The sequence below is a fragment of the Nocardioides sp. N13(2025) genome (genome assembly GCF_051912545.1).
In the GTDB taxonomy this organism is placed as follows: domain Bacteria; phylum Actinomycetota; class Actinomycetes; order Propionibacteriales; family Nocardioidaceae; genus Nocardioides.
Genome location: NZ_CP196809.1, coordinates 1,510,204 through 1,524,766, shown reverse-complemented (window position 1 = coordinate 1,524,766; position 14,563 = coordinate 1,510,204). Strand labels below are relative to the sequence as shown.

Here is a 14,563-nt window from a genome sequence, read left to right as displayed (position 1 = left end):
CCCTCTGACGAAGTTACCGGTCGTTAGGGTACATGACCGGGGAGGCGGGCGTCTCGATCTCGACGTGACCGGATCCGTGTCGCCACTGCCGCCCCGGCGAGTGCCAAGGCCAGCAGGTGTGCGCCCCAGACCGCTGCCTTCCGCCCCCGCTGCTCCGTCCTCTCGCGCGCCCGGGCGCCCGGGACGCGGTAGAGCTCGACGTAGTCGCCGTCGACGACCCGGTCGAGGCCGGTGGTGTCGACCAGCTGGGCCTCGCGGTCGTCGGCGTAGAGCACCACCCAGGTCACGCCCAGCGCAGGCAGCGTCTGCGCCGGCGTACCGGTGTCAAGGGCTCGCCCGATTTCGGCCGCCAGGCTGCTCTCCCCCGGCACGAGCACGGCTCCCACCTGGAGGGAGTCGCTGGTCACCACGTCGGCGTCGACCATCCGGATGGCGGGGTCCGACGCGGTCTGCCCGGGTCGGGTCCAGTCGAAGGCCCGGTAGGCCCGCCACGGCAGCGTCACGACGATCGCGTCCGCCCCGGACAGCCGCTCCGCGACCTCGGACAGCTCGTCGGGGAACCGGACCGGGTCCACCGTCCGCCACACGCGGGTCGTGGCGTCCGGCAGCAGCAGGACGGGGGCGACGACCAGGACCAGCGCTACCAGCGGGCGTACGTCGCTCGAGGCCAGCGCCCGGCACGCTCGTGCGGCTGCGGCGCCGAACGCCGCTGAGACGAGCACGACCGCGGGTGCCAGGAACTTCTGCGTGTCCCGCAGGAGACCCGCGCCGGGGACCGTGTCGACGAGCCGCACCAGCACGTCGCCACCCCACGGGGTCGCCGCAGCGGCCGCGAGCGTGCCGAGGAGTCCCGACAGGACCACCCACCGCCAGAGGTCCCCGGCACCCCAGACCTCGCGGAGCGCCGGCAGACCGCTGACCAGGGCGACGAGCACCGCCAGCGCGGCGACCACGGCGAGCCACGTGGTCCGGGTGGCCGGCTCGGAGCCCGCGTCCCAGATGCCGCCCAGCCCGAGCAGCGCGACGAAGACCCCGAAGGGCGACTCGGTGTCCGGGGCGAACACCGCGACGCCGGCTCCGTCCGACACCGCGCCACCCGGCCCGGTGACCGCGGCGACGATCCAGGGAGCCTGCAGCACGAGTCCGCCGGCGACCACCATCGCCACCCGGCGCACCTGCGGCGCGCAGGCGACAGCCATCCCGGCCAGCGCGAGCAGTCCACCGGTCGGTGTCAGGGAGGCCAGGGCGGACCACGCGACGGCGGCCGCGAGGTCGACCCGTCGCCCCGTCGCGCGATAGCGCATCGCCGCGGCGACGATCCAGGGAAGCGCCGCGCAGCCCAGGACCAGCGCCCACTGGCCGAGGGCGAGCCGTTCGACCACGAAGGCGTTCCAGACGGCGAAGGCCGATCCGGCGAGCTGGGCCGTGCGGCCCAACGGGGCGAGCAGCCTCGCCACGCCCCACCCCAGCAGCGCGAGGGTCAGCGGCAGCACGAGGCGGGCCAGCACTCCCCCGTCGACCACGTGGGTCAGAGCGGCGACCACCGAGTCGAGAGGCACCGCGCGCGGAGCGACGTCGCCGAGGCCCCAGGTCGCATCGGTGAAGGGTTGCCGGGGCACGAACACCAGGTCACGTGCCAGCGGGTGACCGGGACGCGTCAGCAGCGGGAGCACCAGCACGACGGCGAGCAGCAGCGGCCACAGGATGACCACCCAGTCCCGCCAGTGCCGGCGGCTGACCTCGCGCGTCGGCACCACGCGGCCACCCTATGCTGTGGCGCGTGCCAGACCCGACCCCCTCGGCCCCCGACTTCGACGCGGCCTGGCAGGTCGCCCAGTCCGTCGACGGGTGGCTCACCGAGGCGCAGGCTCGCACGCTGTACGACGCGGCTCGCGCGGTGGCCCCCGGGCGTGTGGTCGAGATCGGCAGCCACCTCGGCCGGTCGACGATCGTGCTGGCGGCCAGCGGCGCGTCGGTCACCGCGGTCGACCCCTTCCCGGACGACTGGCGCTACGGACGCCCGGACACCGAGCAGCGCTTCCGTGCCCACCTGGCCCAGGCCGGGGTCGAGTCCCGCGTGGACCTGCACGTCGGCACGAGCAAGGACGTCCGGTCCGGTTGGTCGCAGCCCGTGCGACTGGTCTACGTCGACGGCAAGCACGACATGTGGTCCTGCCTCGACGACCTGCGCTGGACCGCGTTCCTCGGCGACGGCGACGTGGTCCTGGTCCACGACGCCTTCTCCTCGCTCGGGGTGACGCTGGCCCTGCTCCGTGACACGCTCACGACCGACCGCCACCGCTACGTCGGGCGCACCGGGTCGCTCGCGCGTCTCGTGATCGCGCCACCGTCGCTCGGCGACCGGCTTCGCGTCCTGCGCGAGCTGCCGTGGTTCTTCCGCAACCTCGTCGTCAAGGTCCTCCTGCGGCTCCGGCTGCGTCCTGTCACCCGTCTGCTGGGGCACCACGACAGCGCCGACCCATATTGAGGCACCTGCAACGATTGGCGATCCGGTCGACCTAGGATGCGGCAGTGACCGCTTCGACCACCGGACGCAGCCGACGCGTCTTCGACGGCAGCGCGGTCGCCGTGGCCACCAGCGTGATGAACGTGGCGACCTACGGGTTCACCATGCTGGCCGCCCGGATCATCGGGCCCAGTCAGTACGGCGCATTCGTCGCCTGTCTCAGCCTGCTGATCGTCGTCCAGGTGGCGGCGCTCGGGATCCAGGCGACGGCGGCCCGCCGCATCGCCGTCGACCGCAGCCACGTCGCGGCGATCGAGCACGCGATCCTGTCGATGACGATCAAGGTGGCCCTCGGCGTGGGTCTCCTGATGGTCCTGCTCATCCCAGCGATCAATGTCCTCCTGAACCTCGACAACCTGATCACAGCCGCGCTTGTGGCGCTTGCGACGGTGCCACTCACCCTCGCCGGCGGCCAGGCCGGGATCCTCCAGGGCGAACGGCGATGGGGCGCCCTGGCAGTCTTCTACCTCGCAGGGGGCCTCCCCCGCCTGGTCATCGGCACGGCGATCATCCTGTGGCGCCCGGACGCCACCAGCGCGATCCTCGGCGTCGGCATCGGCTTCCTCTTCCCGGTCATCGTCGGCTGGTGGGCCCTTCGGACGCGCCGTACTCCAGAGCAGGCCATGCCGGAGCACTCCACGCGCTCACTCCTCGTCGAGAGCACGCACAACGCCCAGGTGCTCTTCGCCTACTTCGCTCTCTCGGGCGTCGACATTGTCATGGCGCGTCAGGTGCTCACCGACCACGACGCCGGCCTGTACGCCGCCGGGCTGATCATGGCCAAGGTGATGCTGTTCCTCCCCCAGTTCGTGGTGGTGGTCGCCTTCCCGGACATGGCGACGCCGGAGAGCCGGCAGCGCGCGCTGGTCCGCAGCCTGGTGGCGATCGGCGTGCTGGGCGTCCTGGCGGTCGTCGCTGCCAAGCTGCTGTCCGGGGTGGCGATGATCTTCGTCGGCGGCGCCGAGTTCGGCGAGGTCAAGGACCTTCTGTGGGTCTTCGCCCTGCTCGGCACGGTGCTGGCGATGCTGCAGCTGCAGGTGTACGCCGTGCTGGCCCGCCAAGGTCGACGTTCCGTCGTGCTCCTCTGGGGTGCCCTGGGGGCGTTGGTCGTGCTTGGTTTGCAGACGGAGTCGGTCATCGGCCTGGTGGCGTCTGTCGTCGTCGTCGACGCCGCCCTGCTCGTCGTTCTGACGGGAGCCAGCTGGCGCCTCGCGAGGCAGCCGACGCCGTGAGCGACGTACCGACCTGAAATGACCGCTGGGTTACCGCCGCCGGCGCTCGAGCGCTCAGTGAGCGGCGTCGTGCCAGCTGCGCCCGGTGCCGATCGACACGTCGAGCGGCACCGCCAGGTCGGCGGCGCCGCCCATCTCGGCACGCACCAGCCGGGCGAGCGGGTCGGCCTCGCCCGGCGCGACCTCGAACACGAGCTCGTCGTGGACCTGGAGGAGCATGCGGGAGCGGAGTCCCTGCTCGGCCAGCGCCCGCTCGACGCCCAGCATGGCGACCTTGACCAGGTCGGCGGCCGAGCCCTGGATCGGGGCGTTGAGCGCCATCCGCTCGGCCGTCTCACGACGCTGCCGGTTGTCGCTCGTCAGGTCGGGGAGGTAGCGCCGACGGCCCAGGATCGTCTCGGTGAAGCCCGAACGACGCGCCTCGTCGACGATGCCGCCGAGGTAGTCGCGCACGCCGCCGAAGGTCTCGAAGTACTCGTCCATCAGCCCGCGTGCCTCGGAGGTGTCGATCCGCAGCTGTTGCGACAGGCCGAACGCGGACAGGCCGTAGGCGAGGCCGTAGTTCATCGCCTTGATCTTGGCGCGCTGCTCGGTGCTGACGTCGGCGGCGTCGACGTCGAAGACGCGCGCAGCCGTCATCGAGTGGAAGTCCTGTCCGGAGCGGAACGCCTCGATCAGCAGCGCGTCCTCGGACAGGTGGGCCATGATCCGCATCTCGACCTGGCTGTAGTCGGCCGTCATCAGGGACTCGTAGCCCTCGCCCACCACGAAGCCCTCGCGGATCCGGCGACCGGCCTCGGTGCGGATCGGGATGTTCTGGAGGTTGGGGTCGGTGCTGGACAGCCGGCCCGTCGCGGCGATGATCTGGTTGTAGGTCGTGTGGATCCGACCGTCCGGGGCGACCGTCTTCAGCAGCCCCTCGACCGTCTGGCGCAGCCGGATCACGTCGCGGTGGCGCAGCAGGTGCTGCAGGAACGGGTGCTCGGTCTTCTCGAAGAGGGCCTGCAGCGCGTCGGCGTCGGTCGTGTAGCCGGTCTTGGTGCGCTTGGTCTTGGGCATGTCGAGCTCGTCGAAGAGCACGACCTGCAGCTGCTTGGGCGACCCGAGGTTGATCTCCTTGCCGATCACGTCGTAGGCGTCGGTCGCCGCGGTGCGGACCTGGTCGCCGAACTCGGACTCGAGCCCCTCGAGGTAGTCGGTGTCGACCGCGATGCCGACCTGCTCCATCCGGACCAGCGTGCCGATCAGCGGGAGCTCCACCTCGCTGAGGAGGCGCGTGCCGCCGTGCTCCTCCACCGCGCCGTCGAGCGCGTCGGCGAGGTCGAGGACCGCGCGCGCCGTCAGCATCGCCGTGTCGCTGGCCGTGGTGTCGTCGATCGCGTCGAAGCTGAGCTGGTCGGCGTCGCTGACGTCCTGGCGGAGCTCGCGCTTGAGGTAGCGCAGCGTCAGGTCAGCGAGGTCGTAGGAGCGCTGGTCGGGCTGGACGAGGTAGGCCGCGAGGGCCGTGTCGACCTCGAGCCCGGCGAGCTGCCACCCGCGGGCGGCGAGTGCCAGGCTCGGGCCGTTGGCGTCATGGACGGCCTTGGGGCGTGCGGGGTCCGCGAGCCACGTGCTGACTGCGGCGTCGTCGTCGGGGACGAGGTCGGCGGCGTCGATCCAGGCCGCCTGCCCGTCCGCGGTGGCGACGGCGAGCGAGTGCACGTCGCCCGTGCCTGCGCGCCAGGTGCCCTGCACCGCCACCCCCACGCGTACGCCCGCCGGGGCGTGCTCCGCGAGCCAGGCCGCGACCTCGCCCGGGCCCAGCCGCCGGCCGTCGAGCTCGAACCCCGACTCGGCCGATGCCACGTCCGCGGGCTCGGGATCGATCGTGTCGAGCAGGCGGGTGCGGAGCTCGCCGCGGAACTCCAGCTCGTCGAGGAGCTCGAGGCCCTCGGTGCGGTTCCACGGCTGGCGCACCAGGCCGTCGGGACGCACCGGCAGCGTCAGGTCGCACACGAGCGCGTTGAGCCGGCGGTTGCGGATGACGTCGCCGAGGTGGGCGCGCAGGGCCTCGCCCTTCTTGCCCGTGATCTCGTCCGCGCGGGCGATGACGTTGTCGAGGCCGTCGAACTGGTTGATCCACTTCGCGGCATAGCCCTGGCCGACGCCGGGCACGCCCGGGAGGTTGTCGGAGGTCTCGCCGACGATGGCGGCGAGCTCGGGGTAGCGGTGGGGCGGGACGCCGTACTTCTCCTGCACGGCGGCCGGGGTGAGTCGCGCCAGGTCGCTCACGCCGCGCATCGTGTAGAGCACGGTCGAGTGCTCGGTGACCAGCTGGATGGAGTCGCGGTCCCCCGTCATGATCAGGACCTCCATGCCCTCGGCGAGCCCCTGGGTGGCGAGCGTGGCGATGATGTCGTCCGCCTCGTAGCCCTCCATCGACAGGTGCTGGATGCGCAGCGCGTCGAGCACCCGACGGATCAGCGGCAGCTGGCTGCCGAACTCGTCGGGCGTCTTGTTGCGCTTGGCCTTGTAGTCGCTGTACTGCTCCAGCCGGAAGGTCTGCCGCGACTTGTCGAAGGCCACTGCGACGTGGGTCGGCACCTCGTCGCGCAGGACGTTGACCAGCATCGAGGTGAAGCCGTAGACCGCGTTGGTGTGCTGTCCCGAGGCGGTCGCGAAGTTCTCCACCGGCAGTGCGAAGAACGCCCGGTAGGCCAGTGAGTGGCCGTCGAGCAACAGGAGGCGGGGACGGGACTGCTCACTCGTTCCAGGCACGCGCCGACTCTATCCGCCGCCACCGACATCCCCACGTCGGGGAACGACGCGCCCCTCGGCAGAATGGGCGCCATGAGCCCGACTCCCCCGACCACGCCCGCATCTCTCGCCGACCTGACCATCGAGGAGCTCCTCGGGTTCCTTCCGGACGGCAACGGCAGGCTCAACGACAAGATGGGCGTGCAGCTCGTCGAGGTCTCGGCGGAGCGGGTGGTCGCCACCATGCCTGTCGAGGGCAACACCCAGCCCTTCGGGCTCCTCCACGGCGGTGCCTCCGTCGTGCTCGCCGAGACGCTCGGGTCGATCGGCTCTGCGGTCCACGCCTACCCCGCGAAGATCGCGGTCGGTGTCGACATCAACGCCACCCACCATCGCTCGGCGACCGCGGGACTGGTCACCGGGGTCGCGACCGCCATCCACCTGGGTCGGTCCTCGACGTCGTACGACGTCGTGATCACCGACGAGGACGGCCGGCGGGTCTGCACGTCGCGCATCACCTGCGCGCTGCTCGACGCGCCGAAGGGCTGAGGTCGGGCGCGGCTCAGCCGGGGACGCGCTCGCGCCGGATGCGGCGCGCCGCGAGGACCCGGTCGATCCGTTGCTTGCTGGTGGCCGCCTGGGTGACCTGCCGCGACTGCGGGAGCCGTGCACGTACGGCACTCGTGGTCGCCGCGCGCAGCATCGCCTGCGGCGCGAACGACAGCCGCGCCATGAAGCGGTTGGCGTCGCGCGCCTCGGCTGCGGCTGCGGTCTGGATGTGGGTGATCCCGTGCTGGTCGGCGAAGCGGCAGGCCGCCTCCATCAACGCGCTCCCGACACCCTTGCGACGGAACTGCTGGAAGACGTGCGGCGACACCGCGAGGACGGCGGGCTCGAGGTTGAGCGGCGTGAACGTCGTCGCCTCGAGGTAGACCGCGCCGACGACCTCGCCGTCGATCTCGGCCACCGCCACGCACTGGTCGTCGCGCTCGCGAGCCGTCGAGACCACGCGGCCGATGTCGGCGAGCTGCTCGTCGAGACCGCCCTTGCGCAGGATGTCGCTCCACAGCTCACGCAGGGACGCGACGTCCGACGGCTCTGCCGCGCGAACGGTCACCGGCGTCCGACTCATCGACCCACCACTTTCCTCGAGCACCCACAGTGGCCCCCTGCCGACTCCATGCGGCACCACACCCGGGCGACCCTATCGCCCGGCACTCGGATCAGGCTACGCCGAGGTAGGCCTCGCGCACCGTCGGATCGTCGAGAAGCTCCGCGCCGGTCCCGCCCTTGACGATCCGCCCGGTCTCCAGGACGTACGCCCGATCGGCCCGCGACAGCGCCTGCTTGGCGTTCTGCTCCACGACGAGGATCGTCGTGCCCTGCCCGGCGATCTCGGTGATGATGTCGAAGATCTGCTGGATCAGCATCGGCGCGAGACCCATCGACGGCTCGTCGAGCATGAGCAGCTTGGGACGCGACATCAGCGCCCGTCCGATGGCCAGCATCTGCTGCTCACCGCCCGACATCGTGCCCGCGACCTGCTTCTTGCGCTCGAGCAGACGCGGGAAGAGACCGAACACCCGCTCGTAGTCCTCCTCCATGGCCGCCTTGTCCTTGCGGGTGTAGGCGCCCATGTTGAGGTTCTCGGTGACCGTCATGCCCGGGAAGATCCCGCGACCCTCAGGGCACAGCACCAGGCCCTTGCGCAGCCGCTGGTCGGCGCGCAGCTTGGTGACCTCCTCGCCGTCGAAGACCACGCTGCCCGAGGACAACCCGCGCACGCCGGAGAGGGCGCGCATGGTCGAGGTCTTGCCGGCACCGTTGGCACCGATGAGGGCGACCACCTCCCCCTCGGCGACCTCGAGGCTGATCCCGTGGAGGGCCTCGATCTTCCCGTAGCTGAGTACGGCGTCGTGCAGCTCAAGCAGCATCGTCAGGCTCTCCCAGGTAGGCGGCGATGACCTTCGGGTTGTGGGCGACCTCGTCGGGCGTCCCTTCAGCGATCTTCTGGCCGAACTCGAGCACCACGATCCGGTCGGTGACACCCAGGACCAGCTTCATGTCGTGCTCGATGACCAGGACCGTGTGCCCCAGGTCGCGGATCCGGCGGATGAGGTCCATGAGGTCCTCCTTCTCCGCCGGGTTGAAGCCTGCTGCCGGCTCGTCCAGGCAGAGCAGCTGGGGCTCCGTGGCAAGTGCGCGCGCGATCTCGAGGCGCCGCTGGTAGCCGTAGGGGAGGTTGCGCGACAGCTCGTGCGCGCGATCCGCGATGCCCACGAACTTGAGCAGCTCCATGCTGCGCTCGCGACCACTGCGCTCCTCCAGGGTGTGGCGGCTCATGCCGAAGACCCGGGCCAGGCTCCGCTTCAGCGGGTTGTCCGGGAGCTGGTGCTCCTGGGGTCGCATCCGGTATGCCCGGAAGAGCGCGCCGAGCACGCTCGTCTTGTGTCGGGCGTCGCAGCCGACCATGACGTTCTCGAGCGCCGACATCTCCGGGAAGAGCCGGATGTTCTGGAACGTACGCGCAATGCCCAGGTGGTTGATCTGGTGGGGCTTGCGGCCGCTGATCTCCTTGCCGTTGAAGCGCACCACGCCCGAGGTGGGGGTGTAGACGCCCGTCATCACGTTGAAGCAGGTCGTCTTGCCGGCGCCGTTGGGGCCGATCAGGCCCAGGATCTCGCCACGCTTGATGGAGAAGTCGACGTCGTTGAGCGCCACCACACCGCCGAACTTCAAGGTGACGTGGTCGATCTCGAGGAGCGTCTCGCCCTCCGTGCCGACGTCCATGCTGAGCAGGTCGTGGTCGGAGGTGTCGGGTGCCACCGTGACGGGCCTGTCGGCCGGGGTGCCGGCCGTGGTCGGGGTGGCGGGGTTCTCGTCAGGCATCGGCTGCAGCCTCCTCGGCTTCGACCTTGCGGTCCTCGAATTCTCGTGCCCTTCGTCTGCTCGGGACCAGACCCTGCGGACGCAGGATCATCACCGCGACCAGCGCGACACCGAAGGCGAACGGGCGCCACTCCTGGAACTCGCGGAACCGCTCCGGGAGGTAGGTGAGCAGGAAGGCACCGATCAGCACACCCAGGATGTTGCCCGAGCCGCCGATGACGACCATCGCCACGAAGAGGAACGAGAGGTTGAGCATGAAGCCGTTGGGCTCGACGTACTGCTGCTTGCTCCCGAACAGGAGTCCGGCCATGCCGCCCAGTGTGGCGCCGATGGCAAAGGCCCACAGCTTGTACTTGAACGCAGCCACGCCCATGATCGCCGCCGCGTCCTCGTCCTCGCGGATCGCCAGCCAGGCACGTCCGACACGGCTGTTCTCGAGACGCTTCGCCATCCAGATCAAGATGATCAGGACCACGAGCGCCAGCCAGTACCACCGCTCCGGCTCGGAGACGTTGAAGAACTCGCGCCCGTCCATCTTGGGGCCGGGTGGCACCGGGACGTTGGTGATGCCGGCGGCGCCGTTGGTCACGTTGTCGAGGTTGCGGGCACAGATCCGGATGATCTCGCCGAACCCCATGGTCACGATGGCCAGGTAGTCGCCGCGCAGTCGCAGGGTCGGCGCGCCCAGGATCACGCCGGCGATGAGCGCCATCGCCATCGCGATCGGCACGCAGATCGCGAACGGGACCGCCCACTCCTCGGAGAGCCCGAACTTCGACTGGATGGCCTCGACCACAGGTGACGACGTGGACCCGAAGAGTGCGACGGAGTAGGCGCCGAGGGCGTAGAAGCCGACGTAGCCGAGGTCGAGCAGGCCGGCCAGGCCGATCACGACGTTCAGGCCGACCGCGACGATCATGTAGATCACGACCAGGAACAGCACGCTCGCCCAGTCGGTGCCGGTGGCCGACAGGTCGGTCCGGATGTAGGCGAACGGGAGGATGTTCAGGTAGGGCAGGTAGAAGGCGAAGGCCACCACGAGCAGCATCAGGAGTGCCCGGACCCACGAGGGGAACACGCCGAGGCGGTCGCGCAGCTGGTTGGTGTACTGGGTGATGGTGCTCATGCTCGCGCCTTTCCGAGGGATTCACCGAGGAGGCCGGTGGGGCGGAACATCAGCACCAGGACCAGCACGATGAAGGCCGTCACGTCGGCCCAGCTGGAGTCCCAGACGGTCGAGGCGTAGACCTCGACGACTCCGAGCACCAGGCCTCCGATGAGGGCACCTCTCAGGTTGCCGATGCCACCCAGCACGGCGGCGGTGAACGCCTTGACGCCGATGATGAAGCCGATGTCGAACTTCGTGCTGTCGTACTGGATGGTGAAGAGCAGCGCGGCCACACCGGCCATGGCTCCACCGAGGACGAAGACCAGCATGATCACGCGGTCCTGGTTGACACCCATCAGCGATGCGGTGTCGGCGTCCTGCGCGACGGCGCGGACACCGCGCCCCAGCCGGCTCTTGTTCACGAAGAAGTCCAGCGCCACCATCATGGCGATCGCGCCAAAGATGATGATCAGGCGCGTGTTGGTCACGGCCAGGTCGACGCCCGGGATCGTGAAGACCACCTTGGTCTGCAGGATCGGGGGCACGTTGACCAGCACACGACCGAAGGGCGCGCCGAAGAAGACCTTGAGCACCTGGCCGAAGGTCTCCACGAGCACCATCGAGCAGCCGATGCCGGTGATCAGGAAGATGAGGGGCGGGGCGCCCTTCTTGCGGAGCGGGCGGTAGGCGATCCGCTCCACGGCCAGGGCGGTGCCCGCGGAGGCCAGCATGGCTGCCAGGAGGGCGAGCAAGGTGGCCCCGATGACCATGCCGAGACCCATGCCCGCATGTGCACCGATCACGGTGTAGACGCCCAGCACGGTCCAGGTGCCCACCATGAACACCTCGGAGTGGGCGAAGTTGATCAGCTTCATCACGCCGTACACCATGGTGTAGCCGAGCGCGACGAGCGCGTAGATGGATCCACGGGTGATGCCGTCAAGCGTGTGACGGTCCAACCCGTTGATCAGGGCATCGAAGTCCACTCAGGGCCCTCCCAGATTGCGGCCCTGTGCGGGCCCATGGAGCGGGGGCGGCCGAGTCCGGCCGCCCCCGCGGTGTCATGCATGGTGCCTCGATCAGCCCTCGGGCTTGACCTCGACCTCAGGCGTCAGCGTGCCACCCTCGTTCTTGTACGCCCAGTAGGAGACCTTGTCCTTCGGGACGTCACCGTTCTCGTCGAACGAGATCTCCTTGCTGAGGCCGTCACCGGTGTAGCCGTCGACGAATGCCTCGACGTCCTCGCGGGTGCGCGCACCGTCGTCCAGCGCAGCGAGGAAGACGCTCATCGCGTCGAAGCCCTCGGCAGCGTAGGCGCCCGGAGCCGAGCCGAACTCCTCCTCGTAGTCGGCAGCGAAGGTGCTGTCCTCCTCGATCGGGGCGCAGGGGCACATCACGACGGCGCCCTCGCCGGCGTCGCCGACGGCCTTGCCGAAGTCGGAGCCGTAGAGGCCGTCACCACCGACGAAGGGGGCGTCGATGCCGGCGTCGCGCATCTGCTTGAGCAGCGGCGCGGCCTCGGCGATGTAACCACCGTAGAAGACGGCGTCGGGCTTGGCCGACTCCATCTTGGAGATGGTCGGGGCGAAGTCGGTCTGGCCGACCTGCGTCTTGTCGCGCTGCACCATCGCGTCGCCGAGGGTCTCCTCGACACGGTCGGCCAGGGGCTCACCGTAGGCCTCGGAGTTGTCGACGACGAACACCTTCTTGGCGCCCAGCTCGTCGGTCAGGTACTTGGCGATCGCCGCGCCCTGGTAGTCGTCGTAGGGAACCAGGCGGTGGAACACCGGGGACGGGTCGTCCTGGGTGAGGTCCGTCGCGGTCGCGGACTGGCTGACCATCGTGACACCCGCGTCACCGTAGATGGCCTTGGTCGCACGCGTCTCACCGGAGAAGGCACCACCGATGACACCGATGAACGAGTCGTCACCGGCGATCTGGGTCGCCACCGGGGTCGCCTTGGCCGGGTCGCCCTCGGTGTCGAACTTCTCGATGGTGACCTCGCAGTCCTCGTTGTCCCACTGCTTGAGTGCGAGCTCGGCGCCGTCCACCGACGGAAGGACGATGCTGGCGTTGGCGCCTGACAGCGCGCCCATCACACCGATCTTGAAGTTGCAGTCGCCGCCGCCGGCGTCGCTGCCGCCGCCGGTGTCGGTCGTGCCGCAGGCGCTGAGCGCCAGGCCGGCGACTGCCGACAACGCGACAAGCTGCCACGTCTTGGATGAGCGGATCATGGATCCCTCCGTTGTTCATATGGGCTGTCCACCTCGGCAGCCTCGTGCGCGGAAACCTAACACCATGGATGTGGCGTGGGACACGATTGCGGGGCCTGAGTCGCGTGCCGTTGCCGTTTCGTGACCAACCGGTCCGTACCGGAAACAAAGCGGAAACCTGGCGTGTCACCAACGGTTTCGACGGCGCACCTCTCAATGCGCCGTCAGATCTGCGGCGAAGGGCCGTCCGCACGCTGCGGTTGGTCTGTCTCAGGCGCCGTCGCCGGCGCCCAGACCGGCCACCCCGTGCTCCACGACGCCGTCGGCCACCTGCTTCATCGACAGGCGCAGGTCCATCGCGGTCTTCTGGATCCAGCGGAACGCGTCGGGCTCGCTGAGGCTGAGCTGCTCCTGCAGCACGCCCTTCGCCCGGTCCACCGACTTGCGGGTCGCGAGGGACTCCTGGAGGTCGGAGACCTCTCGCTCGAGCAGCGTGATCTCGGCGTAACGGCTCACCGCCATCTCGATGGCCGGCACCAGGTCGCCCCGCTGGAACGGCTTGACGAGATAGGCCATCGCGCCGGCGTCGCGGGCCCGGGCCACGAGGTCACGCTGCGAGAACGCAGTCAGGATCACGACGGGCGCGATGCGCTCGCTCGCGATGGCCTCGGCCGCCGCGATTCCGTCGAGCACGGGCATCTTCACGTCCAGGATGACCAGGTCGGGGCGCAGCTCACGGGCGAGCTCGATCGCCCGCTGGCCGTCGCCGGCCTGGCCGACGACCTCGTAGCCCTCCTCGCCGAGCATCTCCGCGAGGTCCATCCGGATGAGGGCCTCGTCCTCGGCGATCACGACACGGCGTACGTCAGAGGGGCGGACGGGTTCGGGCTGGTCGGCGGCGGGCTGTGTCACGTCGGCAAGGCTAGTTCCGATACGGTGTGGCCACCTAGCCGGGTTGGCGGAATGGCAGACGCTATGAGCTCAAACCTCATTGTCCGAAAGGGCGTGCGGGTTCGAATCCCGCACCCGGCACCAAGCAGGCTGTCGGTGGTGCAGGTCATTCTCGGGATGTGCCCCACGTCCGTCCCCAAGCTGTCGTCGACTCCGCCTTGGCGTGCTCCGACAACGGGATGCGCGACGCAGACAACGCCGCGCTGCACGGGGTCGCAGTCAAGACCATTCGCCGCTGGCGGCGCCTCTATCAACGTCAGGGCCAGCCTCGAGGCCAGACGCATCTTGCGCCGCCGTGTCCACGATGCGATGGGGCGCCGCTCCAAGGTGATGCGTACGCCGAGCTGCTCGGCTGGTATCTCGGCGACGGTCACATCACCCTGGGTCGTCGCGGCGTGTTCAACCTGCATGTGGTCAACGACGCCAGGTACACGAATCTGAACGCTCACTTGTTGAAGCTCATGGCGAGCGTCAAGCCCTCTGGCAGGCCTCACACTCGCCAGGTTCCTGGAGCGGTGATCACCACGGTCTCCTGGAAGCACTGGCCGTGCCTGTTCCCGCAGCACGGGCCGGGTCGCAAGCACGAGCGACCGATCGGGCTCGAGGGCTGGCAGGCCGACATCGTGTGCGCATTCCCGGCCGACTTCCTGCGCGGGCTCTTCCACTCCGACGGGTGCCGTGTCTCCAACTGGGCCACGCGGCGCGTCGCCGGTGAGAAGAAGCGGTACGACTACGGGCGCTGGCAGTTCGTCAACGCGTCCGAGGACATCCTCGGTCTGTGCACGTGGGCGCTCGACCTCGCTGCCGTGGAGTGGCGGAGGTCGGCGCCGCGGGCCGTCTCGGTCTCCCGCCGCGAGGCGGTCGCGAGGCTCGACGAGCTGATCGGTCCGAAGACCTGATCACGGGT

General features: G+C 69.7%; 13 protein-coding genes and 1 tRNA gene. 5 read left to right on the top strand and 9 right to left on the bottom strand.

What is annotated here, in order from left to right; all coding sequences use genetic code 11:
• Positions 1–23: 23 nt before the first annotated feature.
• Complete coding sequence (locus ACS3YM_RS07260; RefSeq protein WP_439939400.1) at positions 24–1,757, bottom strand: hypothetical protein; 1,734 nt, start codon at positions 1,755–1,757, stop codon at positions 24–26.
• A 23-nt stretch (positions 1,758–1,780) separates the two neighbouring features.
• Here ACS3YM_RS07260 and ACS3YM_RS07255 point away from each other — a divergent pair, with 23 nt between their 5' ends.
• Positions 1,781–2,488 (top strand): class I SAM-dependent methyltransferase, encoded by a 708-nt coding sequence (locus ACS3YM_RS07255; RefSeq protein ID WP_439939399.1) that lies wholly within the window; start codon positions 1,781–1,783, stop codon positions 2,486–2,488.
• A 44-nt stretch (positions 2,489–2,532) separates the two neighbouring features.
• Complete coding sequence (locus tag ACS3YM_RS07250; RefSeq protein WP_439939398.1) at positions 2,533–3,759, top strand: oligosaccharide flippase family protein; 1,227 nt, start codon at positions 2,533–2,535, stop codon at positions 3,757–3,759.
• 54 nt (positions 3,760–3,813) lie between these two features.
• Here the strand turns inward: ACS3YM_RS07250 and polA are convergent, their stop codons facing one another.
• On the bottom strand, positions 3,814–6,516 hold the full coding sequence (gene polA, locus ACS3YM_RS07245) for a DNA polymerase I (protein ID WP_439939397.1): 2,703 nt from the start codon (positions 6,514–6,516) through the stop codon (positions 3,814–3,816).
• A gap of 174 nt (positions 6,517–6,690) precedes the next feature.
• Here polA and ACS3YM_RS07240 point away from each other — a divergent pair, with 174 nt between their 5' ends.
• On the top strand, positions 6,691–7,044 hold the full coding sequence (locus ACS3YM_RS07240; RefSeq protein WP_439939846.1) for a hotdog fold thioesterase: 354 nt from the start codon (positions 6,691–6,693) through the stop codon (positions 7,042–7,044).
• A 13-nt stretch (positions 7,045–7,057) separates the two neighbouring features.
• Here the strand turns inward: ACS3YM_RS07240 and ACS3YM_RS07235 are convergent, their stop codons facing one another.
• The 7 genes from ACS3YM_RS07235 to ACS3YM_RS07205 all read right to left on the bottom strand — a co-directional run bounded on the left by ACS3YM_RS07235 (position 7,058) and on the right by ACS3YM_RS07205 (position 13,617).
• Complete coding sequence (locus tag ACS3YM_RS07235) at positions 7,058–7,612, bottom strand: GNAT family N-acetyltransferase (protein ID WP_439939396.1); 555 nt, start codon at positions 7,610–7,612, stop codon at positions 7,058–7,060.
• A 106-nt stretch (positions 7,613–7,718) separates the two neighbouring features.
• Positions 7,719–8,429, bottom strand: a complete 711-nt coding sequence (locus ACS3YM_RS07230) for an ABC transporter ATP-binding protein (RefSeq protein WP_439939395.1) — start codon at positions 8,427–8,429, stop codon at positions 7,719–7,721.
• Positions 8,419–9,285, bottom strand: coding sequence for an ABC transporter ATP-binding protein (locus ACS3YM_RS07225; protein ID WP_439939845.1), 867 nt, complete (start codon positions 9,283–9,285; stop codon positions 8,419–8,421). Before ACS3YM_RS07225 ends, ACS3YM_RS07230 begins: the two co-directional genes overlap by 11 nt.
• Before the next feature lie 91 nt (positions 9,286–9,376).
• Positions 9,377–10,510, bottom strand: a complete 1,134-nt coding sequence (locus tag ACS3YM_RS07220) for a branched-chain amino acid ABC transporter permease (RefSeq protein ID WP_439939394.1) — start codon at positions 10,508–10,510, stop codon at positions 9,377–9,379.
• Positions 10,507–11,478 carry a branched-chain amino acid ABC transporter permease gene (locus ACS3YM_RS07215; protein WP_439939393.1) on the bottom strand — a complete coding sequence of 324 codons (972 nt, stop codon included), beginning with the start codon at positions 11,476–11,478 and terminating at the stop codon, positions 10,507–10,509. Before ACS3YM_RS07215 ends, ACS3YM_RS07220 begins: the two co-directional genes overlap by 4 nt.
• A gap of 93 nt (positions 11,479–11,571) precedes the next feature.
• The gene (locus tag ACS3YM_RS07210; RefSeq protein ID WP_439939392.1) at positions 11,572–12,726 is read right to left on the bottom strand and encodes a branched-chain amino acid ABC transporter substrate-binding protein; all 1,155 of its coding nucleotides are present in this window, start codon (positions 12,724–12,726) and stop codon (positions 11,572–11,574) included.
• A 249-nt stretch (positions 12,727–12,975) separates the two neighbouring features.
• Complete coding sequence (locus ACS3YM_RS07205; RefSeq protein WP_439939391.1) at positions 12,976–13,617, bottom strand: ANTAR domain-containing response regulator; 642 nt, start codon at positions 13,615–13,617, stop codon at positions 12,976–12,978.
• A 37-nt stretch (positions 13,618–13,654) separates the two neighbouring features.
• Between ACS3YM_RS07205 and ACS3YM_RS07200 the strand changes: the two genes are divergently transcribed.
• Together ACS3YM_RS07200 and ACS3YM_RS07195 are read left to right on the top strand one after the other, a co-directional pair.
• Positions 13,655–13,740 (top strand) — tRNA-Leu (locus tag ACS3YM_RS07200).
• A 431-nt stretch (positions 13,741–14,171) separates the two neighbouring features.
• Entirely contained in the window at positions 14,172–14,555 is a 384-nt protein-coding gene (locus ACS3YM_RS07195) for a hypothetical protein (RefSeq protein ID WP_439939390.1), read from the top strand.
• Positions 14,556–14,563: the final 8 nt, after the last annotated feature.

Coding starts and splice junctions, on each gene's coding strand:
- ACS3YM_RS07240 (WP_439939846.1), top strand. CDS start 6,691: ATGGGCGTGCAGCTCGTCGAGGTCTCGGCGGAGCGGGTGGTCGCCACC.
- ACS3YM_RS07230 (WP_439939395.1), bottom strand. CDS start 8,429: ATGCTGCTTGAGCTGCACGACGCCGTACTCAGCTACGGGAAGATCGAG.
- ACS3YM_RS07225 (WP_439939845.1), bottom strand. CDS start 9,285: ATGGACGTCGGCACGGAGGGCGAGACGCTCCTCGAGATCGACCACGTC.
- ACS3YM_RS07220 (WP_439939394.1), bottom strand. CDS start 10,510: ATGAGCACCATCACCCAGTACACCAACCAGCTGCGCGACCGCCTCGGC.
- ACS3YM_RS07210 (WP_439939392.1), bottom strand. CDS start 12,726: ATGATCCGCTCATCCAAGACGTGGCAGCTTGTCGCGTTGTCGGCAGTC.